The sequence below is a fragment of the Nocardia sp. NPDC050413 genome (assembly GCF_040655475.1).
Classification (GTDB): Bacteria; Actinomycetota; Actinomycetes; order Mycobacteriales; family Mycobacteriaceae; genus Nocardia; species Nocardia coubleae.
This window is the reverse complement of sequence record NZ_JBFAJZ010000003.1, coordinates 187,231-213,277: the sequence shown is the minus strand read 5'-3', so window position 1 is coordinate 213,277 and position 26,047 is coordinate 187,231. Positions and strand designations below refer to the sequence as shown.

The window sequence follows — 26,047 nt, the reverse complement described above, 5'->3', positions numbered from 1 at the left end:
ACAGCCATGCAAGCCGTCAGGTTTGTGAAAACGCGCGCACACGCGCGCCCGGACACAGGGAGCAACTGTGCGTGACATGGTCGAGATCGGGATGGGTCGGGTCGCTCGGCGAACCTACGAGCTGGACGACGTCGATATCGTTCCCTCGCGGCGGACGCGGTCGTCGAAGCAGGTCTCGCTGGCCTGGCAGCTCGACGCCTACCGCTTCGAGATCCCCGTGCTCGCGCATCCCACCGACGCGCTGGTCTCGCCGGAGTTCGCGATCGAGCTCGGGCGCCGTGGTGGCCTCGGTGTGATCAACGGTGAGGGTCTGTGGGCTCGGCACGCCGATGTGCAGGCCAAGATCGATCAGCTCATCGATCTGGTCGACAAGGGGGGTTACGAACGCGCGATCTCCTTACTCCAGGAACTGCACGCCGCCCCGATGCAGCCCGACCTGCTCGCCGCCGCCGTGGCCCAGGTGCGCGCCGCCGGTGTGACCACCGCCGTGCGGGTTAGCCCGCAGAACGCCCGCGCGCTCACCCCCGCGCTGGTGCAGGCCGGTGTCGAGCTGCTGGTCGTGCAGGGCACCATCATCTCCGCCGAGCACGTCGGTGACGGCGAACCGCTCAACCTCAAAACCTTCATCGCCGAACTCGATGTGCCGGTCGTGGCCGGCGGCGTGAGCGATCATCGCACCGCCCTGCACCTGATGCGCACGGGTGCGGCGGGCGTCATCGTCGGGTACGGCTCCTTCCCCGGCGCCACCACCACCGGCGAGGTGCTCGGTATCGGTGTGCCGATGGCCACCGCGATCGCCGACGCCGCCGCCGCGCGTCGCGACTACCTCGACGAGACCGGCGGCCGCTACGTGCACGTGATCGCCGACGGTGACGTGGCCACCTCCGGTCAGCTGGCCAAGGCCATCGCCTGCGGCGCCGACGCGGTGATGCTCGGTGTGCCGCTGTCGGTGTCGGCCGAGGCGCCGGGCCACGGCTGGTACTGGCCCTCGGCCACCGCGCACCCCTCGGTGCCGCGCGGTTCGTTCCTGCCGGTCGACGAGTCGTGGCTCGACGGCCCCGACGGCGCCACCGACCGCCCGAGCCTCGAGCGCGTCCTCTACGGCCCGTCCGACGACCCGTTCGGTTCGCTGAACCTGGTCGGTGGTCTGCGCCGCTCGATGGCCAAGGCCGGTTACTCCGACCTCAAGGAATTCCAGAAGGTCGGGCTCAGCGTCCGCTAACGGACATGGGCCAGTGACACCCGTTCGCGCAGGAACCGGCCGATGGCGGCATTGACCGGTTCCGCGTGGGTCATCGTGACACCGAGGCGGGCGCCGTCGATCTCCACGTAGGTGGAGGCGGTGAGGCCGTCGGCGAGCATGCGGGCCCTCTTCCCGGCGATGCCGCTGTGGGTGGCGTGGATGACCAGCGCCGGGCAGGTGATCTCGGGCAGCCGTTCGAGCACCGAGTCCCGCCCGAGCAGGCACCCGACGGCGGCGTCGAGCCCGTTGTGCGCGTCGTCGACCCAGCGGCGGGTCCAGATCTCGCGGTAGTGGTTGTCGTCGCCGATGAGCCAGTCGGCGAGCTGGGTCGCGGCTTCCTCGCGCGAACCCCGGTCGTGCCATTCGTCGAGGAAACGCTGTGTGGCCGTGGACTGTTCACGGGTCGGTCCGTGGGCTTCGGTGCTGATGAGGATGAGCGCGGCCACCCGTTCGGGGGCGACGAGCGCCGTGCGTAGCGCGGTGAACCCACCCTGGGCGGTGCCGCCGACGATCGCGCGTTCGACGCCGAGCGCGTCGAGCACGGTGAGCGCGTCGCGGGCGGCGGTCCAGTAGGTGAACGGCAGCCGCTGGTCCCTGGTGCGGCCGTGGCCGCGCGCGTCCCACGCGACGACCCGGAATTCGGGGGCGAGTGCCGTCTGTTGCGCCTCGAACATCGTGCGGTCCATGAAGAATTCGTGGGCGAGCAACACCACCGGACCCGTGCCACCGCTGTCCTCGTAGTAGATGTCGGCATCGATCGCGCGGGCGAATGGCACGAGCACGAGGATAGCCAGCCCCGCCCCGCCCCGCGCAAGGATTGACGGTGCGTCGTGGTCTGTCACAGCGTGGCGTGGCGTCGCATCGATGCCCCGTGCTCGGCCATCTGTCACCCTCACTAAACTGGGCAGGTGGCAGAAACTCAGAGACCGGTCCTCGTCGTCGACTTCGGCGCACAGTACGCACAGCTGATCGCCCGCCGGGTGCGTGAGGCCAGGGTGTTCTCCGAGGTCATTCCGCACACCATGACGGTCGAGGAGATCGCCGAGAAGCAGCCGCTCGCGGTGATCCTGTCCGGCGGCCCGTCCAGCGTGTACGCCGAGGGCGCCCCGCAACTCGACGCGCGGTTGTTCGACCTCGACGTGCCCGTGTTCGGCATCTGTTACGGCTTCCAGGCCATGGCCCAGGCCCTCGGCGGCACTGTCGCGCACACCGGCACCCGCGAATACGGCCGCACCGAACTCAATATCGACGGTGGTGTGCTGCACGGCGGCCTGCCGACGATCCAGCCGGTGTGGATGAGCCACGGCGACGCCGTGACCGACGCCCCCGAGGGGTTCGAGGTCACCGGCACCACCGCCGGTGCGCCGGTCGCCGCGTTCGAGGATCGCGCGCGTCGGCTGGCCGGTGTGCAGTACCACCCCGAGGTGCTGCATTCCCCGCACGGTCAGCAGGTACTGAGCCGCTTCCTGCACGAGCTGGCGGGCATTCCCGCGGCGTGGACCCCGGCCAATATCGCCGAGGCCCTGATCGAGGACGTGCGCGCCCAGATCGGTGACGGTCACGCCATCTGTGGGCTGTCCGGCGGTGTCGACTCCGCCGTCGCCGCCGCGCTGGTGCAGCGTGCCATCGGTGACCGCCTCACCTGTGTGTTCGTCGATCACGGTCTGTTGCGCGCGGGCGAGCGCGAGCAGGTGCAGCACGATTTCGTCGCCGCGACCGGGGCCAAGCTGGTCACCGTCGACGCGGTCGACAAGTTCCTGGGTGAGCTGAAGGGCGTCTCCGACCCGGAGGAGAAGCGCAAGATCATCGGCCGCGAGTTCATCCGGTCCTTCGAGGACGCGGTGGCCGGCATCGTCGCCGAGCAGGGTGGCGACGGGACGGCGCCGAAGGTCGAGTTCCTGGTGCAGGGCACGCTGTACCCGGATGTGGTCGAGTCCGGTGGCGGCACCGGCACCGCCAACATCAAGAGCCACCACAATGTCGGCGGCCTGCCCGACGATCTCGAGTTCGAGCTGGTCGAGCCGCTGCGGTTGCTGTTCAAGGACGAGGTCCGTGCGGTGGGTCGCGAGCTCGGCCTGCCCGAGGAAATCGTCGCGCGCCAGCCGTTCCCGGGCCCCGGCCTGGCCATCCGCATCGTCGGCGAGGTGACCGCCGACCGGCTCGACCTGCTGCGTCAGGCCGACGCCATCGCCCGCGAGGAGCTCACCGCCGCCGGACTGGACAAGCAGATCTGGCAGTGCCCCGTGGTGCTGCTCGCGGACGTCCGCTCGGTGGGTGTGCAGGGTGACGGCCGCACCTACGGTCACCCGATCGTGCTGCGCCCGGTGTCGAGCGAGGACGCGATGACCGCGGACTGGACCCGCCTGCCCTACGACGTGCTCGAACGCATCTCCACCCGCATCACCAACGAGGTGGCCGAGGTGAACCGCGTAGTGCTCGACGTGACGAGCAAGCCGCCGGGCACCATCGAGTGGGAGTGAGTCAGGCCGGTCGCGGTCGCGGCACCGCCTGGGTGAGCAGCAGCCTGCCCAGGAGGTAGCCACCGTTCTGCGGTCGGTGGGTGATCGGTGGCAGTGCTTTCGCCACGGGAGTAGCCTGCCGGTCTGCGGAATTCGCCATAGCCGTTGCCCTTCAACAGAAATGGCCCGTCTGATGACGGGCCATTTCTCGTTTTCGTGTCGTGTTCTCGTCAGTGTCGTTTGCGGCGGGGGGAGAGGACGAGCAGCAGGCCGACGACGCTGGCCACGATCACCACTCCCCAACCCATCGGCACGATGCCGCCGCCGTCGGGGGTCGGTGCGCCGAGCAGGGCCCACACGCTCACCGCCAGGGCGAGCAGCCCGGTGACGAGCAGGGAAAAGGCCGGGCGGCGTTCGGTTTTCGTCGAGTCAGCCACGGGTCACCTCCACGTCGCCGAGGTGCATCGTGATGTGCAGGTCGAGGACCGGTGCGCCGGGGGTGTTCGGTCCGCTCAGGCCCTCGTCGCACGGGTTGTCGGCGACGCGGATGTCGCAGGTGGTGTTCACCGTCATCCCTTCCGGCAGCTTGATTTTCGTATCACCGATGTTCACCGCGACTTCGACGCTTCGTGATTCGGTGAGGGTGAGGCCGCGCAGATCCAATGTGCCCGAACCGATGTCGAGGGCGTAGCGAGGCTGCAGTTCCTGCACGGAGGTCGGCGCCCACACGCGGTCGCCCACATTGCCGCTGTTCTCGAAGTCGATCGGCCCGATCAGCGAGGCCAGCAGGACGAAGCCGGCCAGCGGTGCGGTGAGGACGAGCAGTCCGTAGCCGCGCCGCAGGAACGCGCCTGCGACGAGGCCGAGGCCGACGACGGCTAGGGCGAAGGCGGCGATACGGGCGGGGGTCATCCATTCGACGCCCGACGCGGCGGCCGCACCCGCTGCCGCGGCGGCGAGGATGGCCAGGCCGATGGTGATCGGCGTCAGCCGGGAGCGCGGGCGTTTCGGTGGTTGTGGGGCGACCGGGGCGAAGGTGGGGACGGCTTCGGGGAGCTCCCAGGCCAGCGGGGCCACGGCCAGGGGATCCCAGCCGGGTGGCACCTGGGCGCGTAGGTGGGGGCTGCCCGGCGTCTTGGGCAGGATCGCGGTGTCGCCGATCGTCGACAGGCCGGTCGGTTCGGGGTGGGCGGCCGGCTCGGGTTTCGCGAGATCGATGATGGATCGGTCGTCGCCTGCGGTCGGTGTTGTATCCGCTGTCGGCGTCGCCCCGAATTCGTCAGGTTTCGGTGCGGCCGCGAGTTCTGCGTCGATGGGCGCGGAAGGGCGAGCATCGGTGTGCTCGGAAGGCGCAGTGCTGCCGGTAGATTCGGCATCTTCCGGGGCGGGCACGGTTTCGCCGATGGTGGTCGACGACTGTGGTGGCACAGCGTCGCTGTGCTTGCGCAGTGCTACCGTCTCGGCCTCGTCGACCCGCAGCAACGGCATGGGTTCCGCTGTCGCCGCGCGGTTTTCCGTGCGGGGGAGCACGGTCGTCGCCGGATCGGGGACGTAGGCGTCGGGGAGTTTGGTGTACGGCGTGTACATCCCGTCGCCGGTGTACGGGTACATCGCATTCGGGTAGCCCGCGCCGGGGTACCCGGTGGTGCCGAGCGGGGCGGGATGGCTGTCGAAACCGGCAGGCAGCTCGGGATGGCGCAGATAGAGCATCCACCACCCGGCCAGCATCAGGCCCATGCTGATCACGCCGCCACCGCCGAGCCCCAACCCCATCGGGCCCATGGTCGACACCGCGATGGCCAGCGCCACGATCAACACGATCGTCTTCGTCTGCGAATGCGACCCACGCCCGCTGAGCGACTCGGCCGCCGACGCTTCGTTGCCCGCGGAGCCGAGCACCAGCCACGCCAGCAGATACAGGATGATCCCCGCCCCGCCGAAGATGGTCGACACCACGAACGCCACCCGCAACAGCACCGGATCCACGCCGTAGCGCAACCCGAACCCGGCGGCCACACCGGCGATCGGCCCCTGCCGGGGCAGCCGGACGGGCCGCGTGTGCCACATCTGCTGAACCTGATCGCCGAAGCTCGTTCTGCTCATGGGTTCCATGGTGTGCTGCGCGACCCCTCTAACACATCGGGGGGAACCCTGAAAATTGCCCCGGGTTCAGGAACAGGGTGCGCGGTAGGGGCCGTTGGCGACATGCGTGCGCCAGACCGCCTCGGTGAGCATGCCTGTGCTCGCGCAGATGCGGGTGGCGACGGCTTCGGGGTCGAGGTCCCAGACGCCGAGTTGGCCGTCGTCGGTCACGAGCACGAGTTGTTCACCACGTGGGTGCATCGTCACCTGTCGGGTGCGGCCGTCGGCGGGGCCTATCGGACCGAGGTGGTGGCGGGGCGCGCGCGGATCGGTGATATTCCACAGGCCGGTGGTGCCGTCCTCGCTCGACACCAACAGTTCGGTGCTGTCGGCGTCGGCGGAAATCCAGTTGATCGGCGCCACCTCGGTACGTACTGCGTCGACGAGCGGGGTGAACGATTCGGGGTCGTCGGTATCCCACAGGCCGAAGTGGTCACCTCGGACAACGGCGACGGTCCGGTTGTCGGGCAGGAACTGCGAGGGGTGCAGCGAAGTATTCAGATCCAGTTCGGTTTCGGAGACCAGCCTGGGGTTGGCCGGATCATCCAGATTCCAGATCTGGCGGAAATAGTGCGTTTCCCAGTGGCCGCGGTCGTCGAGGAGCATGAGTTCGAGCCGGGTTCCGTCGGTGCTGAAGCTGCTGCCGACGATTACTCCCACCCGGGCCGTGATCGGTGCGCTGAGTGGCGACGGTGCGGAGCGGTCGGTGACGTCCCACATCCGCACTGCGGCGTGGGAGATTCGCAGCATGCGGTTGCCTTCGACGGTCGAGAAATCGTCGTCGCCGGTCGGCCAGGCGGGCAGCATCCGCGGATGAAAAGGGTCGTCGAGCGCGAAGACGACGCGCCGCTTTCCCGATTGGTCGTGCAGCGTCAGGGTGCGTCCGTCTGGGCTGAGGGCCGGATTGGTCAGTCCGGGCAGTCCGGGAAGGGGCGCGGTTCTGACCGGGCGCCGGATGTCGGTGGAATCCCAGACGACGACCTCGCCGGTTCTGGTCAACATGGCCATTCGGTCGCCGGTGCGGTCGAAAACCGGTCCCGAGGGCATCCTGGGAATGACGTCGATCGTCGAGCGGGGCAGGGTCCAGATTCGCAGCAAACCGTCGTCACCCGCTCCGACCAGGGCCGTCTTGCCGGGCAGGAAGAGCATCGTTCGCGGGCCGCCACTGCAGAGGGCGAGCCGGGCCTGGGGGCAGGCAGCCGGGCTCACCGACAGTGCAGGCCCGGCCTGCGTGAGTTGGGCCGGGTCGGCCACGTTCCACAGCAGCGCGGCCTCATCGGAGCCGGTGGCCAGTAGGTTTCCATCAGGGTGGAACGCGATCGAAGCCAGTACGTCGTTGTCGATTCGGGTCGACGATCCGTACGAACGTGGGTTGTGCGGATCGGTGATGTCCCAGAGCTCCAGCTGGCTCGATGGTGCACTGTTCGTACCCTTCGTACCGTGTGTGCCGACGGCAAGGCGGGTGCCGTCCGGGCTGAGCGCGAAGGCCTTCAGGAAGTCGCGGGGCGAGGTGGATATCGGGCGTCCGAGGGGACGCGCGGTGGCGGGATCCCACAGCTGCACGGTGTCGGGGATGCCTTCGTCGTAGGTGGCGGCGCCGATCGCCATCGCCGTGCCGCCGGGTCCGAATTCGACGTTGTGCAGGTCGCCGGGCAGTGGGCTGCTCGCTATACGAGTGGGGCGTGCGCGATCACGGATATCCCAGACGGTCAATGTCAATGCGTTGATCTCGGCGAGTCTGGTTCCGGTCGGGTCGACCTCGATCACCTCCGCATGCAGCGTGCCGAGCGTGTGGATCAACCGGGGAGATTCGGGACGGGCCAGATCCCACAACTGGGTACCGGAGTGACCGAGCGTGACCGCGTCCGTACTGCCCGGAATGAAGGCGAGTTCGGAGATCTTCGTGCTCAACGAAGTGGTCAGACGCCGTGGCTGGGCCGGATCGTGCAGGTCCCAGAACACTGCATCGCTCACCTGGTCGATCGAGACCAGCAGCGCGTCGGCCGGACGCAGGGCGAGCGTCGAGATGCCACGTGTATGAGCGGGCACGGTAATCGACAGCGGCGAGTCCTGACTGTTCAGTAGTTGGGTGCGGGTCGCATCATCGGGCCGGAGCCGATACGCGGCAAGCAGGAACTGAGCGGACACGGAAGGATCGGTCGTTCTGGTCCGCTGGGCGGCGGCGATCAGCTCCGCATAGTCGCGGTCCAGCGCCCGCTGGTCGGCGAGCCGGTTGCGGTCGAACGCGATGACACCCGTGGCGAGCAGAGCGAACACCGCCATGATCGCCACGATCCGCCGTCGGTTGCCATTGCGGGCCGCCCGTCGTGAGGCTTGTAGAAAGGCGCGGACCTGTGGGTTGTCGCGCGTGCGCCCGACGTGTTCGCGCGCCCGGTCGAGCCTGGTACCCCGATACAGCAGCGCCGGATCCTGTCCGGCGACTGTCCATTCGATCGCGTCGCGCTCCAGCCGTTGGCGGACCGCGTGCCCCACCCGGTCCGCATCGATCCAGTCGCGCAATCGTGGCCAGGCCGTGAGCACGATTTCGTGGGTGAGCTGCACGGAGCTGGCGTCCAGGGTGACGATTCGGCTGGCGGCGAGCACGTCGAGCGCTTGCGCAGCCGCCTCGGAATTCCCACTGCGACCGAGTAATTCGACGCGGTCGACGGTGCGGCGGGTGTCGCGGGTGTCCTGCCCGACGGTGACCAGCGCCCCGAGCAGCTCCTGGGCGGCGATCTGCTGCGCCCCGGTGAGTTCGCTCCACGCGAGTTCGGCGGTCTCGGCGACTGACCCCGCGACCCCACCGGCCTTGCGGTAACCGGCCACGGTGAGCTTGCGCCCCTCCCGCTGCTGCCAGGTCGCGGCCATCACGTGCGACAGCAGCGGCAGCGTGCCGGGGTCGTAACCGTCGAGATGCTCACCGAGACCGCGTAATTCGGCGAGAACCAGTTCGGCGAGCCCGGGTTCGAGGGTGAGTCCGGCGGCAGCGGCAGGACCGGTGATCGCGCGGGATACTTCGTCCATCGACATGGCGCCGAGCAGATAGCTGTTGTGCTGCAAGCTGTTCCGTAGCACCGGGTAGTGCAGGCACGGTTCGTAGAAGTCGGCGCGCAGGGCCAGGACCACTGTGCGTGGATCGGTGTCGCGGGTGGTGAGTTCGGTGAGCGAGGTCAGGAACGTCGAGCGTTCGGCCTCGTCCTGGCAGAGGGTGAACAGCTCCTCGAACTGGTCGACGATCAGCACCGCCGGGTCTTCGCGCAGCGCCGTGGCGAGGGCGGTGACCGGTGTCGCGCCCGGTGTCATGGTGACGGCCACCAGGTCGATGGCCGGGCGCAGGCCTGCGGCGAGCAGCGAGGACTTTCCCGCCCCCGACGCCCCGATCAGCACGACGATGCCCGTGGTGTCGCGGACCAGCGCGGCGAAGTCGGCGGTGGCCTGTTCGCGTCCGAAGAACAAGGTGTGCTCCTCGGGTCGGTAGGCGCGCAGGCCGGGGTACGGGCAGGTGTGGTCGTCGCCCGCCGTCGCCGTCCAGGTGACCGATTCCTGCCACAGCCGTCGCCATTCATGCGGGTCGGCCAGTGTTCTCGGCAGGTCACGCTGGGCCTTCTCGGTCATCTCGACGAGCGTGAGGACCACGGGCAGCAGGGATTCGAAGCGGGCGGGAACATTGCGACCGGCTTTCCAGTCGCTGATCCGCTGCGCCGACGGCGTGCCCGACCCGGCATTGCGCATGCGCCGCTCGGTGGCCGCGGCGACCCGGCGCAGGGTCGGGTTGCCCGCCGCGGCGTAGAGCTCGCCGAATCGCTGGGCGAAAAGCGCACGTGGCGACGAGATCTCACTGTCGACGACAGTCAACGAACCCCCCGTTCGATGAAAAGATGACCACCGCAATGATATTTCCCGGTTCGGCTACAGGAACATGGTGTCGCCGAAGACCGAGTTCGTGGCCTCGACCTGACCGGTTCCGGCGGTGACCGTCGCCCAGGAGTAGACATTGAGCGGGCCGCCGCAGTTGCCGACCATCAGGTGGAAGTCGCGGTTCACCAGGTAGGTGGTGCCCGAGCTCAACGGCATCGATCCCATGTCGATCTTCTTGATCTCGCCGGGGGCCAGCGACAAACTCAGGTTCAGACCTGCCGAGATCGACGGACCGATATCGACCGAGCCGTCGGGACCCGACGAGCCGAATCCCACGCTCGCCCCCGCATCCACCGAGATCCCGCCGTCGAGGCCGACCGACAATTCCAGGTCGACGGCACAGGCCACGAGATAACCGGAGCTGAGGTCACCGGTCGCGCCGGGCGGTGCGGTGACGTAGGCGGTGTTGTTCAGGAACACCTCACGGTTGGTCGGCATGGCGTTGAGTGGGGGGACCAGCCGGTAGGACTGGTCGGTATGGCCGATGGTGAGCTGGAAGCCCTCGGGGCCGTGGTAGGTCGATTCGTGCGGTGCCATCGGCGTGGCCGAGGCGATCGGTGTCATCCCGAGAGTGCTCAGTCCGATGGTGGCGGCACCCAGCACGGTGGTGATGATGTTCACGTGTTCCTCCCCTGAAGCGGCGGCCGTGGTTCCGGCCTGCCATCAACGTAGGAAGATCGTCTGTGCCCGGGCTTTCGAAATACCGGTGTGATCGCTGAAAGCCCTGCTGGGGGCGGCACTTTCGGTTTTCCGGTCCGGCATTCGCCGCCGGTTTTCCTCTATTGCACCGGTTTGCGAATAGTCGCAGGTCATCGCTGATTTTTGTCCGGACCGGACAGGGTGCGCCGCAGGTCGGCACGGAATCGGGGACATCGGGGCACAGATCAGGGTCTTTCCTGATGTCGGCTACCGCTCGCGCGTGCCAGTATCGAAGTATGGATCCGTCTGTTCCCACCCGCACCGCCGCCCAGGGGCTACCCGGGCCCGGCTTCGCCCCCGGGATCAACGGCTCCGCGCGCATGCCGGGGCCCGTGGCGCCTCGGCCGAGCGGCAGGCGGTATCGCGAAGCTGTCCGGCAGTACCGCCGAGCGGCCCAGCAGTTCGGTGCAGGCCCGGAGTACAGCGGGGTTCAGCAGTACGGTGTCGCCCAGCAGTACCGTCCTGGCGCGCAGTATCTGCCCACGCCGTCGCCGTACCGTCCGGCCGTCGGCTACTCGCCCGTCCCGCCGCCGGGTTACGGCGTGCCGCGCGGGTATCTCCCCGGTGTGCTCCCGGTTCCCGCGTCCGAACCAGGCGACCCGACATCGCCGACGACCCCCCGGCTGGTCCGGCGGACCGGTGGCCGGGTGATCGGTGGCGTCGCGGGCGGCCTGGCCGATCACCTGGGCGTCGACGTGTTCAAGGTGCGGCTGGCGTTCGTGCTGCTGTCCGCGCTGGTCGGTGCGGGCCTGGTGGCCTACGGCCTGCTGTGGATCTTCACCCCGGCCGGCGGCGACGCGACCGCACCGACCGGCGACGAGCGCAGGCAGGCGATCGGGCTCGCGCTGCTCGGGATGGTGCTCGCGGTCACCGTCGGCTGGTTGTTCCAGGGCACGGCGGCGAAGGTGATCGTGCCGGTCGTCGTCGTGGCGGTCGGCGCCGCTCTGGTGTGGCGCGAATACGATGTGGCCGCGCCGGGACCGCGGGCGCTGTTCGGGTTGCCCGCGCGACCATCGGTGGTCACCTGGTCGCGCATCGTGGCCGGGGCGACGCTGATCGTGTTCGGGCTCGGTGTCGTCGTGCTGGCCCGTATCGACCTGAGCTCGCTCGGTTCGGCCTTGATCGCGGTGGCGGTCACCCTGGTCGGCGCCGGCCTGCTCACGGTGCCGCTGTGGCTGCGCATGGTCCGCGCCCTCAACGCCGAACGCGGCGCCCGCATCCGCAACGAGGAACGCGAGGAGATCGCCTCCCACCTGCACGACTCGGTGCTGCAAACCCTCGCGCTGATCCAGCGGCAAGCCGAAGATCCCCAGGAAGTGTTGCGCCTGGCCCGCAGCCAGGAACGCGAACTGCGCAAATGGCTCTTCGACGATGCCGCGCCCGCGCATTCGAGCCTGTCCGCCGCCCTGCGCACCATCGCCGGTGAGGTGGAGGACCAGCACGGTGTGAAGGTCACCCCCGTCACCGTCGGCGATGTCGCGATGGACCCCGGCGACACCGGCGCCGGACTGCCCAAGGAGCACTTCACGGCCCTGCTCGGCGCCACCCGCGAGGCGCTGGTCAACGCGGCCAAGCACGCCGACGTGCCCGAGATCGACCTGTTCGCCGAAACCGAACCGCACCAGGTGAGCATCTTCGTGCGCGACCGCGGCGCCGGTTTCGACGTGTCGTCGGTTCCCGCCGACCGGCGCGGGATCGCCAAGTCGATCTGCGCGCGTGTCGAGCGGCGCGGCGGTACCGCCGAGATCGACTCGACCGTCGGGCGCGGCACCGAGGTGCGGATCGTCATGCCGCGCACGGACTCCGGTACCTCCGAGCCGAGCGAGGCGGAACAGCCGACCGACGCCGATTCGCCGACCGTCGCCCTGCGTCTGGACCAGGCGCACCGTGATCATCCGGTCGGCCGCTGACGCCGGGTTGCGCGGCTCGGACATTGTGGTGGCGGGAGGGCACCGTTGCGTCGCTCGGATGTCGTGATGTGGCCGTGGAGGGTCCGGTTGCGGCCGCGCGGATGTCGTGGTGTGACCGCTGATGGTCCGGTTGCGTCACGCGGACATCATGATGGGGGCGCTGATGGCCCGATCGCGTCGCCCGGACATCGTGGTGTGGTACCGATGAGCATCAGGTTCGCGGTTCGAATGAGGAGTCTCGAGTGAGTGTGCGGGTGTTTCTGGTCGACGATCACGCGGTCTTCCGGTCGGGGGTGCGAGCGGAACTGAGCCGGGAAGCCGACATGGAGGTGGTCGGTGAGGCCGGGGCCGTGGCGGAGGCCGTCGCCGGGATCGACGCCGCGAAACCGGATGTGGTGCTGCTCGATGTGCACATGCCCGACGGCGGCGGTGTCGCGGTGCTGAGTGGAATCGCTTCGGGCCCGGTGTGTTTGGCGCTGAGCGTGTCGGACGCGGCCGAGGACGTGATCGCGGTGATCCGGGCGGGCGCGCGCGGGTATGTCACCAAGACCATCTCCGGCGCCGAGTTGGCCGACGGCATCCGCCGCGTCGCGGGCGGTGACGCGGTGTTCAGTCCACGGCTGGCCGGTTTCGTCCTCGACTCGTTCACCGGCCGCTCCCCGGTCCCCGAACCGCCACTCGACCCCGAACTGGACTCCCTCACCCCGCGCGAGCTGGAAGTGCTGCGTCTGCTCGCCCGCGGATACACCTACCGCGAGATCGCCGAAAGCCTGTTCATCTCGGTGAAAACCGTGGAGACCCACGCCTCGAACGTGCTGCGCAAAACCCAGCAGTCCAACCGCAACGCACTGACCAGATGGGCCCATCGCCGCCGCATCGAATGAGCGGCCCCGGGCGAGGCAGCGCCTACATCACCGCGATGATGAGGGCGATGAGGATGACCAGGCCGATCAACACACCCGCACCGATCGCCAAGGGCGCGCCGTTGGGCAGGTCGTCGAAGAAACTGCCGGTGCGCTGGGGGCGCGCGGCGGGTGTGGCCAGGGGTGCGCGGTGCGGGCGGGGCAGCGGCTGGGCATTGGGGCTGCGCACGCCGCTGGCGCCGCTGCGCGACGCCCAGGCCGGGATGGTGCCGTCCTCGGTGCGCAGCGGGACACCGAGAATGTAGGCGCCGGTGCCGGGACCGAAAGCGGCCGTGAGGATCTCGTCGCGGGCCTCGGCCATGGTCGGGCGGCGCTGCGGCGCGGGCTCGAGCATGTGCAGCAGCGGCTGGGTGAGGATGCCGCTGCGGGTGGGCGGGATGATGCGGCCCATCGCGGCGCGGGTGACCACATCGTTCTCGTCGTCGTCGAAACCGAACGGCGGCTGACCCTCGAGCGCGGTGTAGAGGGTGGCGCCGAGGGAGAACACGTCGCTGGCCTCGGTGGGCTGGGCGCCACGCGCCACCTCGGGCGGCAGGTAGGCGGGGGTGCCGGTGATCACGCCGTCGGGTTCGTCACCGTGCGGGTCGCCCGCGCCACGGGAGATGCCGAAGTCGCTGAGTTTCGCCTTGCCCAGGTCGGGGCCGCGGTCGGCGACGAGGATGTTGCCCGGTTTGATATCGCGGTGCACGATGCCCGCGGCGTGGGCGGCGGCGAGCGCGTCGGCCACCTGCGCGCCGATCTGGGCGACCTCCACCGCGGGCAGTGCGTCCACCAGCGAGAGCGCCTTGGCCACACTGCGCGAGGGTAAGTACTCCATGACGAGCCACGGCTCGCCCGCTTCGATCACCACGTCGTAGACGGCGATGGCGTGCTCGTGCGACAGCTTGGCCGCCACGCGGCCCTCGTGCACGATGCTGTTGCGCACCCGCTCGGCCTCGGCCTCGCTCAGGCCGGCGGTGGTGAGCACCTGCTTGATCGCGACTTCCCGGTTGAGCAGCCGATCGGTGGCCAGCCAGACGGCGCCCATGCCACCCCCGCCCAGCTTCGACTGCAGGCGGTAGCGGCCCGCGACCAGGTAGTCGGGGCCGATATGGGGACGAGCACGTTCGGTCACGGGTGCGAGGGTAGCCGAATCTGCCGCTGACTGGCCGGGATCTTCCCTGTGGACAGGGACAGGGGTGCCTGTCACGCTGGTCGCGATCGAACGTATATTCGAATACGATCGATAGCTGGAACGGTGCTGTCGTTTCGGTGACGAGCGGTTCGCCGCTCGCGGGTCCATCGTGGAAGTAGGTGGTGTTGATGGGTTCGAACGGTTTGCCGCCCGAGCCGGGTACGCGCGAGCACACGCTCGACGAGTTGCGCAGGCGGATGGCCTCGGTGCCGGGTCGCGGCGCGTCCGTGGCCGCACACATACCCCGTGAACAGCCACTTCGCCGCGATCTGCTGCCCGTTCCCGCACCGTTGGCCGACCTGCTTCCCGACGGCGGACTGCCGAAGGGGTCGGTGGTCGCCTACTCCGGTGCGCACTCGCTGCTCACCGGTCTGCTCGCCGCGGTCACCGCGGGCGGTGGTCACGCGGCGGTGGTCGGGCTGCCGCGGCTCGGTTTGCTGGCCGCCGCCGAGATGGGTGCGCAGCTGTCGCGGCTCGCGGTCGTCCCCGACCCGGGTCCCGACCCCGCCGAGGTGGCCGCGGTCCTGCTCGACGGCCTGGACCTGGTGGTCCTCGGCCTGCACGGCCTCGCCGTCCCCCCGGCTCGCTGCCGCGTGCTCGCCGCCCGCGCCCGCAACCGTGGCACCACTCTCGTCGTCGCGGGCGGTGAGTGGACCAACCCGGCGCTGCGCCTGGACACCCGCGTCGCCGGTTACGACGGCCTGGGCCCCGGCCGCGGCCGCCTGCGCTCGGTCTGCCTCGACGTGCGCGTCAGCGCCAAGGCGGGCCCACCCCGCCAGGGCCGCATGGACCTGTGCGCCCGCGCGGGCCGCACCGAATGGCTGGCCCGCGAGAACGTCGCACGCCCAACCGAAGTGACCGCCTTACGCGAGGCCGTGTCGTGACCCCGCGTCCGTTGCCCACCTTCGCGCGATGGGCATGAGCACCTCCATCGCGCACCCCGCGCCCCTCGACCGGGCGCGATCGACCGCCGTCCGCGGGGTCGTGGTGTGGGGCGGGGCCGTGTGGTCGGGGTGTTGTCGTGAGGCGCGCTGACCGGGTGGTCGCGGTGTGGTGCCCGGATTGGCCTGCGGTGGCGGCGGCGGCCGGGATGGGGGTGGCGGCGCAGCGGCCGATCGCGGTGTTGCGCGGGAACCGGGTTGTCGCGTGTTCGGCGATCGCGCGGGCCGAGGGGGTGCGGCGTGGGATGCGCAGGCGGGACGCACAAGGGTGCTGTCCGGAACTCGTTGTAGCCCAGGACGATCCGGATCGGGATGCGCGGCTGTTCGAGCCGGTGGTCGCGGCTGTCGATGCCACCGTGCCGGGGGTCGAGGTGTTGCGGCCGGGGCTGATCGTGCTCGGGGCGCGGGGTGCCACACGGTATTTCGGGTCCGAGGAGGCGGCGGCGGAGCGGTTGATCGACGCGGTCGCGGTGGCAGGCGCCGAGGCGCAGATCGGGATCGCCGATGCCATGTCGACGGCGGTCATCGCGGCCAGGCGCGGCGCGATCGTCGAGCCGGGGGAGGGTGCCCGCTACCTCTCGCCGCTGCCCGTGTCCGAGCTCGCGGCCGAACCGAGTCTGTCCGCACCGGACCGCGTCGACCTCACGGACCTGTTGCACCGCTTGGGTTTACGCCGCATCGGCGACTTCGCCCGGCTCGCACCCGCCGAGGTGACGTCGAGGTTCGGTGCCGACGCCGCGCACGCCCATCGCATGGCGCGCGCCCTCCCGGAACGCCCGCCTTCGGCGCGCAGACCTGCCCCGGAACTGGCCGTCGAGCTGGCCTGCGACCCACCCATCGACCGGGTCGACGCGGCCGCCTTCGCGGGCAGACAGCTGTCCACCCGCCTGCACGCGGCCCTGTCGGCGGCGGGGGTGTCGTGCACTCGGCTCGCCGTCACCGCCCGCACCGAGACCGGCGAGGAGCTCACCAGGATCTGGCGGTGCGCGCGCCCGCTCACCCCGCCCGACACCGCCGACCGGGTCCGCTGGCAACTCGACGGCTGGCTCACTCATCGCGCCCGCCCGACCGGTCCCATCGTCGCGCTCACCCTGGAACCGGTCGAGGTGGTCGCCTCGGGCGCGTTGCAGCTGGGTCTGTGGGGCGGTGAGGGGGAACAGACCGAACGCGCCAGGCGCGCGCTGGTGCGAGTGCAGGGCCTGCTCGGCGGTGAAGCGGTGCGCATCGGTGTGCTCAGCGGCGGTCGTGGCCCCGCCGAACGCATCACCATGATCGCCCTCGGTGACGAACTCACCCCCACCGCCGACCCCGCCCACCCGTGGCCCGGCCGCCTCCCCGAACCGGCCCCCACCCTGCTCCTGCTGCACCGCCCCACCGTCCACCTGACCGCCGCCGACGGCACCGAGGTCGGCGTCACCGACCGGGGCCTGTTCACCGCCGACCCCGCGATCCTGCGCTGGGGCCGCAAACAGTGGTCCCTGCTCGGCTGGGCAGGCCCCTGGCCGGTCGTGGAACGCTGGTGGTCCGCTGCCGAACACGCCACCACGGCCGTCCGCGTCCAAGTCCAGCTCGACGCCCACCCCACCGAGATCCGCGCGGTCCTACTCGTCCACGACGAGCAGAACTGGCACGCCGAAGGGGTCTACGAGTAGCACCGCGCTGCTGTCGGTCGATCTCCTCGGCCGTGGACTGCTTCGCTGTCACCGCTGCTCGGCAAGGGTGTGAGCCGTGCACTGCCGGGCGCCTCTACAGTGAACTCCGGTCAGGGAACGCCCCGGCGAGCGAGGAAGGAGGTGCGGTGATGAATCCGTTCGAGGGCATGGTGTGTTCGGCGGCCGCTGCCGACCTTCCGCTGCTCGGTACGGCGGTGCACGCCACGGGGTGGTTGTGTATCGAGCATCCCGGGGCGTGGGGGCGCGATGTGCTGGGTGACGAGGTGCTCGGGCCGGAGATCACCGCTGAACTGGCCGCGTGCACGTCGGCGGCGAAGGTGCGTCCCACCTTGATCCGCCGTCCCGGGCGCTACGAGTTCACCGGCACGCGCACGGTGCTGCTGGCCAGTGCGCGGCCCGAGGGTTCGTGGTGTGTGCGATTCGAGATCACCGACCTCCGTGAGCTTTTCGATATCGATCTGCACCTGGTGGACGGGCCAGCCCCCGAAATCGGTGTGCCGGTGGACGATCCGATCGTCCTGGTCTGCGCACACGGCAAACGCGACCAGTGCTGCGCCCGCCTCGGCCGCCCGATCGCCGCCGCCTTGGCCGCCGAACAGCCCGGCCGCGTCTGGGAGGCATCCCACACCGGCGGCCACCGGTTCGCCCCCGCCGTCGTCCTGCTCCCGTCGGGCCTCACCTACGGCCGCGTCGACATCCCCGCCGCCCGCGACCTGCTCGCCGCCGCCGACACCGGCGAGGTCTCCCTCACCGGCCTACGCGGCCGCAGCTGCTACCCCCCGATCGCCCAGCTCGCCGAAGTCGCTGTCCGCGAACAGGTCCCGGCCCCCGCCGACGCCCTCACCGTCACCCTCGACCCAACCCCCACACACGACCCGACCCTCGCGGGCGCCGCCATCGTCACCCACCGCGACGGCCGCCGCTGGCGCGTAACCACCCGCACCACCCCCGCACTCCCGCGCCCGGCCAGCTGCAACGCCAACCCCAAACCCGCCGGCTACCTCGAACCGGTCTCCATCGAACAACTCCCCACCCTCTGACACACGCACACCACCCGGCAAGGCCTGCGAGCGCTCCCGCCCCCTGCGACGCCCGTTCTCAACGGCGGCTGTCCGAGCTCGCGGATCCGCTCGTGCGTAAGGACCCCGCATGGAGGCTGGCCGAAGTCGAAGCAGCCGGCCTTCCGTGGTGATCTTGAAGCGGCTACCAGTGGGTGCCGGGGACCCAGCGGGCGGCACGGCGGACGGCGGCGCCTGCGGCGGTGCGGACGGGGGATTTCTTGGGCTCGGGCTGCGGTGCCGGGGGTGTGGGGTCGGGATCGGGGGTACTCGCCTCGCCCTTGGCCGCGGGGGAATCCGGGATGGCGCGGTAGTAGCGGTGCAGGATGCGGTCGCGGAGTTTGGGGGTGAACAGGGCGCCGTACTCGGCGAGGGTGCCGAGGGGGACGTCGATGCGTTTGGGGCGTTCGGTGAGGGCGCGGACGATGGTGGCCGCGGCCCATTCCGGTGATTCGGCGGGGCCCTGTTCGCCGGTCGGGGCGATCATGGGTGTGCGCACGAGCGGCATGTGGATGGTGGTGAAAGTGACTCCGTCGGCGAGGGTTTCGACGGCCGCCACCTCGGTGAACTTGTCCAGCGCCGCCTTGCTGGCGAGGTAGGCGGAGAAGCGTGGCGTCGCCACCTGCACGCCGGCGCTGGAGATGTTGACGATGTGGCCGAAGCCGCGTTCGCGCATCTGTGGCAGCAACGCCATGGTCATCCGCAGCGCGCCGAAGTAGTTGACCGCCATGGTGCGCTCGTAGTCGTGCAGGCGGTCGGTGGAACGGTGGATGGCGCGGCGGATGGACCGCCCCGCGTTGTTGACCAGCATGTCGACGTGATCGTGCTGGTCGAGGATGGTCTTGACGGTCGATTCGACGGATTCGGCGTCGGTCACATCGCACTGGTAGCCGTGCGCCTGCCCGCCCGCCGCGCGGATCTCGTCGACCACCTGGGCCAGCTCGTCGCTACGCCGCGCCAGCAGCAGGACGACGGCGCCTTTGTCGGCCACGGCGAGGGCGGCGGCACGTCCGATGCCGGAGGACGCGCCGGTGATCACCACGTGCCTTCCGGTGAGATCGCGCCGGTTCTTCGGGGAAACCTGGGACATCACTGCTCCTTTGCAGCTCGCTCCCTCTAACTTACTTCAAAGTAAGTTACGCGACCAGACCTGTGAGAAACTCGAAAATATGTTCGAACGCCTCTGGTGGATATTCGAACGTATGTGCGATACTGGGGGCATGGCGGACGATCGGATGGCGGACATCTATGCCGCGGTGCGGCTCGGCGGATTCGACCCTGCGGCGGCGCGCGCGGCGCTGACCCGGCTCTGGGACGAACTAGGGGAGGGCGGCGACCCGTTGCATCGCTGCGTGGTGGCACATCACCTTGCCGATGTGCAGGAACTACCCGAGGGCGCGTTGCTGTGGGACCAGCGGGCCCTGGCCGCGGTGTTCGGGCCGGGCATCCCGCTGGACGAGGGGCTGCGCGGATTCCTGCCCTCGCTGTACCTGAATCTGGCCGACAGTCACCGCCGGGTAGGCGATTTCGACATGGCGCGCATGCAGCTGACCATCGCCCGTGGCCACCTGGACGTGCTCGCCAACGATGCCTACGGCGCGGTGATCCGGGCGGGCCTGGCCCATGTGGAGGCGGCGCTGGAGTCGCAGTCGATGGAGCGGTTGCCTGCGAATTGAGGTGTCGGGCAGGGCGATCGAGGTGAGGGGGTAGGGAGAGGAGCGGGTGCGTGGGTTGGAGCAACGGGCCGCCGACCTGGTCGGAGCTGGAACGGGTGCTCTCGGGCAAGCCGAGTGCCCGCCCGGCCGAGGAGATGCACCCGGGCGATGGGGGCGACAGCCCGGCCTGGTCGCGCAAACGCGGCGAATACCGTGCTCCCGAACTGGAACTCCCGGCGGGCCCGGCGGTGCCCTACGCCGAGCTGCACGCCCACTCGGCCTACAGCTTCCTCGACGGCGCGAGCCCGCCCGAGGAGCTGGTGGAGGAGGCGGTGCGACTCGGCCTCGAGGCGCTCGCGCTCACCGACCACAACGGGTTCTACGGGACCGTCCGGTTCGCCGAGGCGGCCAGGGAATGGGGAATGCCAACGGTTTTCGGTGCCGAACTGTCACTGGGAACCGATGCGGAGGCGGCGCCGGGCCGAGGGGATGCGGTCCGGCGCCGTACTGTTCCGCGCGGCGGTTTGCGCGAGATCGGCGATGCGCGCGACGCGTCGTCAGGCCGCCGGGATCGCCGCCCCGGGCACGTGGCTGCCCCGAATTCGATGCCACGCACCGGTTTTCCCGACCCGGCGGGCCCGCACCTGTTGGTACTGGCCCGGGGTCAGGAGGGTTACCGCCGCCTCTCCCGCGAGATGGCCGCGGCGCATATGGCGGCGGGGGAGAAGGGTGTCCTGCGCTACGACCTGGACACGCTCACCGCCGCGGCGGGCGGCCACTGGCACATCCTCACCGGCTGTCGCAAAGGTCACCTGCGCACCGCTCTCGAGCAAGACCTGCTCGCGGGTGACACCGACCTGCCCGAAGCGGAAGCGGCCCTGCGTGATCTGGTCGAACGTTTCGGTGCCGACCGCGTGAGCGTGGAACTCACCCACCACGGCATCGCCACCGACGACGAACGCAACGGCTACCTGGTAGCCCTCGCCGACCGGCTCGGGCTGCCCGTGCTGGCCACCACCGGTGCGCATTTCGCCGCGCCCGCTCAGCGCCGCCGGGCCATGGCCTTGGCCGCGATCCGTTCGCGCAGCAGCCTCGACGACATGGCAGGCTGGCTGCCCAGCACCGGCGGCGCGCATCTGCGTTCGGGCGCGGAGATGGCGCGGTTGTTCGCCGAGTACCCGCACGCGGTGACCAATGCGACGGCCCTGGCCCGAGAATGCGCCTTCGACCTGGGCTTGATCGCCCCGAAACTGCCACCGTTCGAGGTGCCCCCGGGCCACGACGAGAACTCCTGGCTGCGTGAGATCACCTACCGCGGCGCCGCCGAACGATACGGACCTCCCGAACGCGACCCCAGGGCGTACAAGCAGATCGAGCACGAACTCGCCGTGATCCGACAACTGGAGTTCCCCGGCTACTTCCTCGTCGTGCACGACATCGTCGAGTTCTGCAAGCACAACGACATCCTGTGCCAGGGCCGTGGGTCCGCGGCCAATTCCGCGGTCTGCTTCGCCATCGGCATCACCAATGTCGATCCGGTCGCCAACAATCTGCTGTTCGAGCGGTTCCTCTCACCCGAACGCGACGGCCCGCCCGATATCGACGTCGATATCGAATCCGACCGGCGCGAAGAGGCCATCCAGCACGTCTACGCCAAGTACGGCCGTGACTACGCGGCTCAGGTGGCGAACGTGATCACTTATCGCGGCAAGTCGGCCGTGCGCGATGCCGCCCGGGCGCTCGGCTTTTCGCCCGGTCAGCAGGACGCGTGGAGCAAGCAGGTGAGCCGCTGGTCCGGGGTGAGCCAGGAGACCGGCACCGATATCCCCGACGCCGTGCTCGAGCTCGCAGGCGAACTCGACGGTCTGCCACGGCATCTGGGCATCCACTCCGGTGGCATGGTGATCTGCGACCGCCCCATCGCCGATGTGTGCCCGGTGGAATGGGCGCGCATGGCGGGCCGCAGCGTGCTGCAGTGGGACAAGGACGACTGTGCGGCGGTCGGTCTGGTGAAGTTCGACCTGCTCGGCCTCGGCATGCTCTCGGCCCTGCACTACATGATCGACCTGGTGCGTGAGCACAAGGGCGAGCAGGTGGAACTGCACGCCCTCGACCTCACCGAACCGGCCGTCTACGAGATGCTGCAGCGCGCCGATTCGATCGGGGTTTTCCAGGTGGAATCGCGCGCGCAGATGGCGACCCTGCCACGGTTGAAGCCGCGAAAGTTCTACGACCTGGTGGTCGAAGTGGCGCTGATCCGGCCGGGGCCTATTCAAGGTGGCTCGGTGCATCCCTACATCCGCAGGCGTAACGGCAAAGAACCTGCGGTCTGCGACCATCCGGCGCTGGAGAACTCGCTGTCGCGCACCCTCGGCATCCCGCTGTTCCAGGAGCAGCTGATGCAGATGGCCATCGATGTCGCCGGTTTCAGCGCCGCCGAAGCCGATCAGCTGCGCCGCGCCATGGGCTCCAAACGCTCACCGGAGAAGATGGAACGGCTCAAGAGTCGCCTCTATCAGGGCATGCGTGAGCTGCACGGCATCACCGGCGACCTGGCCGACCGCATCTACGAAAAGCTCTACGCCTTCGCCAATTTCGGTTTCCCCGAAAGTCATTCGCAGAGCTTCGCCGCGCTGGTGTTCTATTCGTCGTGGTTCAAGCTGCACCACCCGGCCGCGTTCTGCGCCGGGTTGCTGCGCGCCCAGCCGATGGGGTTCTACTCACCGCAGTCGCTGGTCGCCGATGCCCGCCGCCACGGCGTGCTCGTGCACGGCCCCGACATCAACGCCAGCCGCGCCGAACCCACCCTGGAGAACGCGGGCACCGAGGTGCGCCTAGGCCTGGCCGCCGTCCGCCACATCGGCGACGACCTCGCCGAACGCCTCGTCACCGAACGCACCGAACACGGCCCCTACACCTCGATGCTCGACCTCACCGCGCGAGTGGGATTGACTGTCGCCCAAGCGGAATCCCTCGCCACCGCAGGCGCCCTCGACATGCTGGTCGACACCGATCCGTCGTCGGCTGCGAGTGGGGCCGTGGTGGACGGCGGCGGGTCGGTGCGGGGTACGCGGGGCAGCAGTGTGCGGCGGGCCGCGTTGTGGGCGGCGGGTGCGGCGGCGGGGGAGCGGCCCGATCTGTTGCCGGGGACCGGTGCGGTGACGCAGGCTCCGTCGTTGCCCGGGATGAGCGCCCTCGAGCTGGCCGCCGCCGACGTGTGGGCGACCGGTATCTCGCCCGGTACCTACCCCACCGAATTCCTTCGCGCCCATCTGAATTCACTCGGCGTGGTGCCTGCCGCCGATCTGCTGCTCGTCGAGGACGGTTCACGCATCCTCGTCGCGGGTGCGGTCACCCACCGGCAGCGTCCGGCCACCGCCGCCGGTGTCACCTTCCTGAATCTCGAGGACGAGACCGGCATGATCAATGTCGTCTGCTCGGTCGGGCTGTGGACCCGCTACCGGCGCTTGGCCCAGAGCGCGACCGCCCTGCTCATCCGTGGCCGCATCCAGAACGCCGAGGGGGTGGCGAGCTTGGTCGCCGAGCATCTGGAACACCTCGACCTGCGCATCGTCGCCCGGTCCCGCGACTTCCGCTGAGCACTCGCCCCGCTGCGCGCCCACAACGCATTACGCTGCGACCATGCGCAAGCTTGCCGTGGTGATGATCGCGTTGCTCGGACTGATGTTCCTGGCCGGGTGCGGAGACGACGAAGCAGGCGTTCGAAGTCCCGAACCCGGGGCTCTCGACGCGTCCGCTCCCGCGGTGGCACCCGGCTTCCGGGAGGGCGCGCCGTCGAAAGAAAGTCCCGCGCCGTCGGATTCGTCGACCCGTAAAGAGGTGATCACCGGCTCGGTCGACATCACCGCCGACGACCCGATCGCCGCCGCGGGCACCGTTGTCGACCGGGTGACGGCGCTGAACGGGCGCGTCGACAGCCGCACCGAACAGCCCGGCACCGACAAGCGGGTCGCGCGCGCCGTGCTGAGCGTGCGGGTGCCCGCCGACAAGACCGACGCCTTCATCACCGACCTCGGCGACGCGGGCACGGTCACCGAGATCAGCACCAACCGCGACGACGTCACCATGCAGTGGCAGGACCTCGATGCCCGCATCAACGCCCTGCGCGCCTCCGTCGACCGGCTGAAAGCGCTGATCGCGGGCGCGAACAACACCGCCGACCTGATCGCCGCCGAGGAGGCGCTGTCGAGCAGGCAGGGCGAACTCGACAGCCTCACCGCCCAGAAACGCAGCCTCGACGACCAGGTCGCCTTGTCGACCCTCACGATCACCCTCACCGCCGAGAAGAAGCAGGCGCCGGGCGAGCCCGACTCGTTCTGGGACGGCATCGTCTCCGGCTGGAACTCGCTGGTCGACTGGCTCGGCGACGCGGTCGTCTTCGCGGGCAAGGCGGTGCCGTGGCTGGGCCTGTTCGCCCTGCTCGGCGGCGTGCTCTACGCAGTCCTGCGCGTCGTCCGCCGGAAACCGCGATCCCACACCGCGAAGGAGACCGCCGGTGCCCACAGTGCGGGCGACGATCAAACCGAACAGCCGTAAAGGCCCGCTGGTCGAAACCGCCGCCGACGGCACCCTCACCCTCTACGTCCGCGCCCCCGCGACCGAGGGCAAGGCCAACAAGGCCGCCGTCGAACTGCTCGCCGACCATTTCGGCGTCCCCAAGTCCACCGTCCACCTCACCGCGGGTGCCACCTCCCGCTTCAAACGCTTCGAGATCGACTGATCAGACCGCGTCCGGGAATCCGTGCTGCCGCCACGCCTCGTACACCGCGACGGCGGCGGTGTTCGACAGGTTCATCGAACGGCGGCCGGGCAGCATCGGGACGCGCACCTGGTCGGTGATGTGCGGATCGGTGAGAACCTCCGGCGGCAGGCCCGTCGGTTCCGTGCCGAACAGCAGGATGTCGCCGGGCTGGTAGGCGATGTCGGTGTAGCGGGTGGTGGCCTGGGTGGTGAACGCGAAGACCCGTTGCGGTCCGATCGCGGCCCAGGCCGTTTCGAGGTCGGGGTGCACGGTGACCGAGGCCAGATCGTGGTAGTCCAGCCCCGCGCGGCGCAGTTTCGATTCCGACAGGTCGAAACCGAGGGGCTCGATCAGATGCAGGGTGCACCCGGTGCCCGCGACCAACCGGATGGCGTTACCGGTGTTCGGCGGGATCACCGGCTGATGGAACATCACATTGAACACCCGCAGCAGGGTAGCGGGCCCCTGTGTGCGGACAGCGCGCCGCACTGCGACAATCGGCATCGTGAACGAGGCGCAGACCACCGGCAAGCATCGCGTCGTGCGGCTGAGCGCGTGGCAGCAGTACCTGCGCAGCCACCTGCCGATGACCGTGGTGAGCGTGCTGATCGTGATCGCGATCGCCTTCGTCGCCTGGGACCGCTGGCGACGCGGCGCACTCATCTTCGGCAGCGCGGCTCTGGTGGCCGCCGCGTTCCGGCTGTGCCTGCCGACCGTGCAGGTCGGCCTGCTCGCGGTTCGCAGCAAGCCCTTCGACGTCGCCTGGCTCACCGCCCTCGGCAGCGCCATCGTCTTCCTCGCGGCCACCATCAACACCCTCGGCGTCAGCTGAGCACGGGGTAGCGCTCCGCGAACACCGTCTGCGGACGGGGCCTGCGCCCGGGATGCGGCGGGGTGCCGGCACCGTATCCGACCGTCACCAGCACGGCGATCGCCAGGTCCGACTCGGGGTCGATGCCGACGGCCCGTTTCACCGCCGCCTCGTCCCACCCGTTCATCGGTGCCGATGCCAGGCCGAGCCCGGTCGCGGCGAGTATGACATAGGTGGCCGCGATCATCGCGTTCTTCACCGCGTTCTCGCGCAGCAACCCCCGCTCGCTCAGCGAGTGGTACTCCGCGCGCCCGTCGAACATCGCCCGGAATTCCTCGTTCCATGCCCCATTGGCGACGGCTCGCTCCGCGATATCGGCCCGGGCCCCACGCCAAGCGTGCGGGTCGGCGACGAATACCAGCACCGCGGGCGCCTCCAACGGCTGCGGCTGCCCGAATGCCGCCTCCGACAGGGCTCGTCGGCCCTGCTCGCTGCGTACCAGGACGATGGACCGGTCCTGCATGTTCCACGCGCTCGGCGCCTCCACGACCAGGTCGAGCAGCTCGTCGAGGACGGTGGGCGGGATCGGGTCGGGCCGGTAGTGGCGAACCGTGCGGCGGGTGCGGATGGCGTCGGTGACCGAAAGTGTCTGCGTGATCATGTTTCTAACTATCGGAGA

The 26,047-nt window shown here is 69.7% G+C and carries 21 protein-coding genes; 12 read left to right on the top strand and 9 right to left on the bottom strand.

Annotation, left to right across the window (positions count from 1 at the left end):
- Positions 1–67: 67 nt before the first annotated feature.
- Entirely contained in the window at positions 68–1,222 is a 1,155-nt protein-coding gene (locus AB0I19_RS10775; protein WP_067490875.1) for a GuaB3 family IMP dehydrogenase-related protein, read from the top strand.
- Here the strand turns inward: AB0I19_RS10775 and AB0I19_RS10770 are convergent.
- Positions 1,219–2,019, bottom strand: a complete 801-nt coding sequence (locus AB0I19_RS10770) for an alpha/beta hydrolase (RefSeq protein ID WP_357147117.1) — start codon at positions 2,017–2,019, stop codon at positions 1,219–1,221. The two genes, AB0I19_RS10775 and AB0I19_RS10770, sit on opposite strands and share 4 nt — an antisense overlap.
- Before the next feature lie 132 nt (positions 2,020–2,151).
- Between AB0I19_RS10770 and guaA the strand changes: the two genes are divergently transcribed.
- Positions 2,152–3,723, top strand: coding sequence for a glutamine-hydrolyzing GMP synthase (guaA, locus tag AB0I19_RS10765; protein ID WP_067490873.1), 1,572 nt, complete (start codon positions 2,152–2,154; stop codon positions 3,721–3,723).
- Positions 3,724–3,932: 209 nt separating this feature from the next.
- Here guaA and AB0I19_RS10760 read toward each other — a convergent pair whose 3' ends face one another.
- The 4 genes from AB0I19_RS10760 to AB0I19_RS10745 form a co-directional block, all read right to left on the bottom strand.
- Positions 3,933–4,139: a hypothetical protein gene (locus tag AB0I19_RS10760; protein WP_067490871.1), complete on the bottom strand. Its 207-nt coding sequence runs from the start codon at positions 4,137–4,139 to the stop codon at positions 3,933–3,935.
- Positions 4,132–5,805, bottom strand: coding sequence for a PspC domain-containing protein (locus tag AB0I19_RS10755; protein WP_357147114.1), 1,674 nt, complete (start codon positions 5,803–5,805; stop codon positions 4,132–4,134). The genes AB0I19_RS10760 and AB0I19_RS10755 overlap by 8 nt, the downstream gene beginning before the upstream one ends.
- Before the next feature lie 66 nt (positions 5,806–5,871).
- Positions 5,872–9,699: an NACHT and WD repeat domain-containing protein gene (locus AB0I19_RS10750; protein ID WP_357147111.1), complete on the bottom strand. Its 3,828-nt coding sequence runs from the start codon at positions 9,697–9,699 to the stop codon at positions 5,872–5,874.
- Positions 9,700–9,753: 54 nt separating this feature from the next.
- Positions 9,754–10,383, bottom strand: a complete 630-nt coding sequence (locus AB0I19_RS10745; protein ID WP_357147108.1) for an MspA family porin — start codon at positions 10,381–10,383, stop codon at positions 9,754–9,756.
- Positions 10,384–10,697: 314 nt separating this feature from the next.
- Here AB0I19_RS10745 and AB0I19_RS10740 point away from each other — a divergent pair, with 314 nt between their 5' ends.
- Positions 10,698–12,371 carry a PspC domain-containing protein gene (locus AB0I19_RS10740; protein WP_357147106.1) on the top strand — a complete coding sequence of 558 codons (1,674 nt, stop codon included), beginning with the start codon at positions 10,698–10,700 and terminating at the stop codon, positions 12,369–12,371.
- Positions 12,372–12,619: 248 nt separating this feature from the next.
- Positions 12,620–13,255 (top strand): response regulator transcription factor, encoded by a 636-nt coding sequence (locus AB0I19_RS10735; protein ID WP_067491188.1) that lies wholly within the window; start codon positions 12,620–12,622, stop codon positions 13,253–13,255.
- 22 nt (positions 13,256–13,277) lie between these two features.
- On the opposite strand, the gene AB0I19_RS10730 is transcribed toward AB0I19_RS10735, so the two are convergent.
- On the bottom strand, positions 13,278–14,408 hold the full coding sequence (locus AB0I19_RS10730; RefSeq protein ID WP_357147103.1) for a protein kinase: 1,131 nt from the start codon (positions 14,406–14,408) through the stop codon (positions 13,278–13,280).
- Between the two features lie 188 nt (positions 14,409–14,596).
- Between AB0I19_RS10730 and AB0I19_RS10725 the strand changes: the two genes are divergently transcribed.
- The 3 genes from AB0I19_RS10725 (at position 14,597) to AB0I19_RS10715 (ending at position 18,122) form a co-directional block, all read left to right on the top strand.
- Positions 14,597–15,352, top strand: a complete 756-nt coding sequence (locus AB0I19_RS10725) for a hypothetical protein (RefSeq protein ID WP_357147100.1) — start codon at positions 14,597–14,599, stop codon at positions 15,350–15,352.
- 206 nt (positions 15,353–15,558) lie between these two features.
- Positions 15,559–17,061 (top strand): DNA polymerase Y family protein, encoded by a 1,503-nt coding sequence (locus AB0I19_RS10720; RefSeq protein WP_357147722.1) that lies wholly within the window; start codon positions 15,559–15,561, stop codon positions 17,059–17,061.
- A 149-nt stretch (positions 17,062–17,210) separates the two neighbouring features.
- Positions 17,211–18,122, top strand: a complete 912-nt coding sequence (locus tag AB0I19_RS10715; protein ID WP_357147097.1) for a sucrase ferredoxin — start codon at positions 17,211–17,213, stop codon at positions 18,120–18,122.
- Positions 18,123–18,285: 163 nt separating this feature from the next.
- Here AB0I19_RS10715 and AB0I19_RS10710 read toward each other — a convergent pair whose 3' ends face one another.
- Entirely contained in the window at positions 18,286–19,230 is a 945-nt protein-coding gene (locus AB0I19_RS10710; RefSeq protein ID WP_357147094.1) for an SDR family NAD(P)-dependent oxidoreductase, read from the bottom strand.
- Between the two features lie 130 nt (positions 19,231–19,360).
- Here AB0I19_RS10710 and AB0I19_RS10705 point away from each other — a divergent pair, with 130 nt between their 5' ends.
- Genes AB0I19_RS10705 through AB0I19_RS10690 form a run of 4 tightly spaced genes read left to right on the top strand, consistent with a single transcriptional unit; the run spans position 19,361 to position 24,536 of the window.
- On the top strand, positions 19,361–19,816 hold the full coding sequence (locus AB0I19_RS10705) for a hypothetical protein (protein ID WP_084457285.1): 456 nt from the start codon (positions 19,361–19,363) through the stop codon (positions 19,814–19,816).
- 50 nt (positions 19,817–19,866) lie between these two features.
- Positions 19,867–23,394, top strand: a complete 3,528-nt coding sequence (locus AB0I19_RS10700; protein WP_357147091.1) for an error-prone DNA polymerase — start codon at positions 19,867–19,869, stop codon at positions 23,392–23,394.
- Positions 23,395–23,437: 43 nt separating this feature from the next.
- Entirely contained in the window at positions 23,438–24,352 is a 915-nt protein-coding gene (locus tag AB0I19_RS10695; protein ID WP_357147089.1) for a DUF4349 domain-containing protein, read from the top strand.
- Positions 24,312–24,536, top strand: coding sequence for a DUF167 domain-containing protein (locus AB0I19_RS10690; protein ID WP_357147086.1), 225 nt, complete (start codon positions 24,312–24,314; stop codon positions 24,534–24,536). Before AB0I19_RS10695 ends, AB0I19_RS10690 begins: the two co-directional genes overlap by 41 nt.
- On the opposite strand, the gene AB0I19_RS10685 is transcribed toward AB0I19_RS10690, so the two are convergent.
- Positions 24,537–25,001 carry a tRNA (cytidine(34)-2'-O)-methyltransferase gene (locus tag AB0I19_RS10685; RefSeq protein WP_067491179.1) on the bottom strand — a complete coding sequence of 155 codons (465 nt, stop codon included), beginning with the start codon at positions 24,999–25,001 and terminating at the stop codon, positions 24,537–24,539.
- 61 nt (positions 25,002–25,062) lie between these two features.
- Here AB0I19_RS10685 and AB0I19_RS10680 point away from each other — a divergent pair, with 61 nt between their 5' ends.
- Positions 25,063–25,389 (top strand): DUF3017 domain-containing protein, encoded by a 327-nt coding sequence (locus AB0I19_RS10680; protein ID WP_243749857.1) that lies wholly within the window; start codon positions 25,063–25,065, stop codon positions 25,387–25,389.
- On the opposite strand, the gene AB0I19_RS10675 is transcribed toward AB0I19_RS10680, so the two are convergent.
- Positions 25,382–26,029 (bottom strand): nitroreductase family protein, encoded by a 648-nt coding sequence (locus AB0I19_RS10675; RefSeq protein ID WP_357147082.1) that lies wholly within the window; start codon positions 26,027–26,029, stop codon positions 25,382–25,384. The two genes, AB0I19_RS10680 and AB0I19_RS10675, sit on opposite strands and share 8 nt — an antisense overlap.
- Positions 26,030–26,047 lie beyond the last annotated feature (18 nt).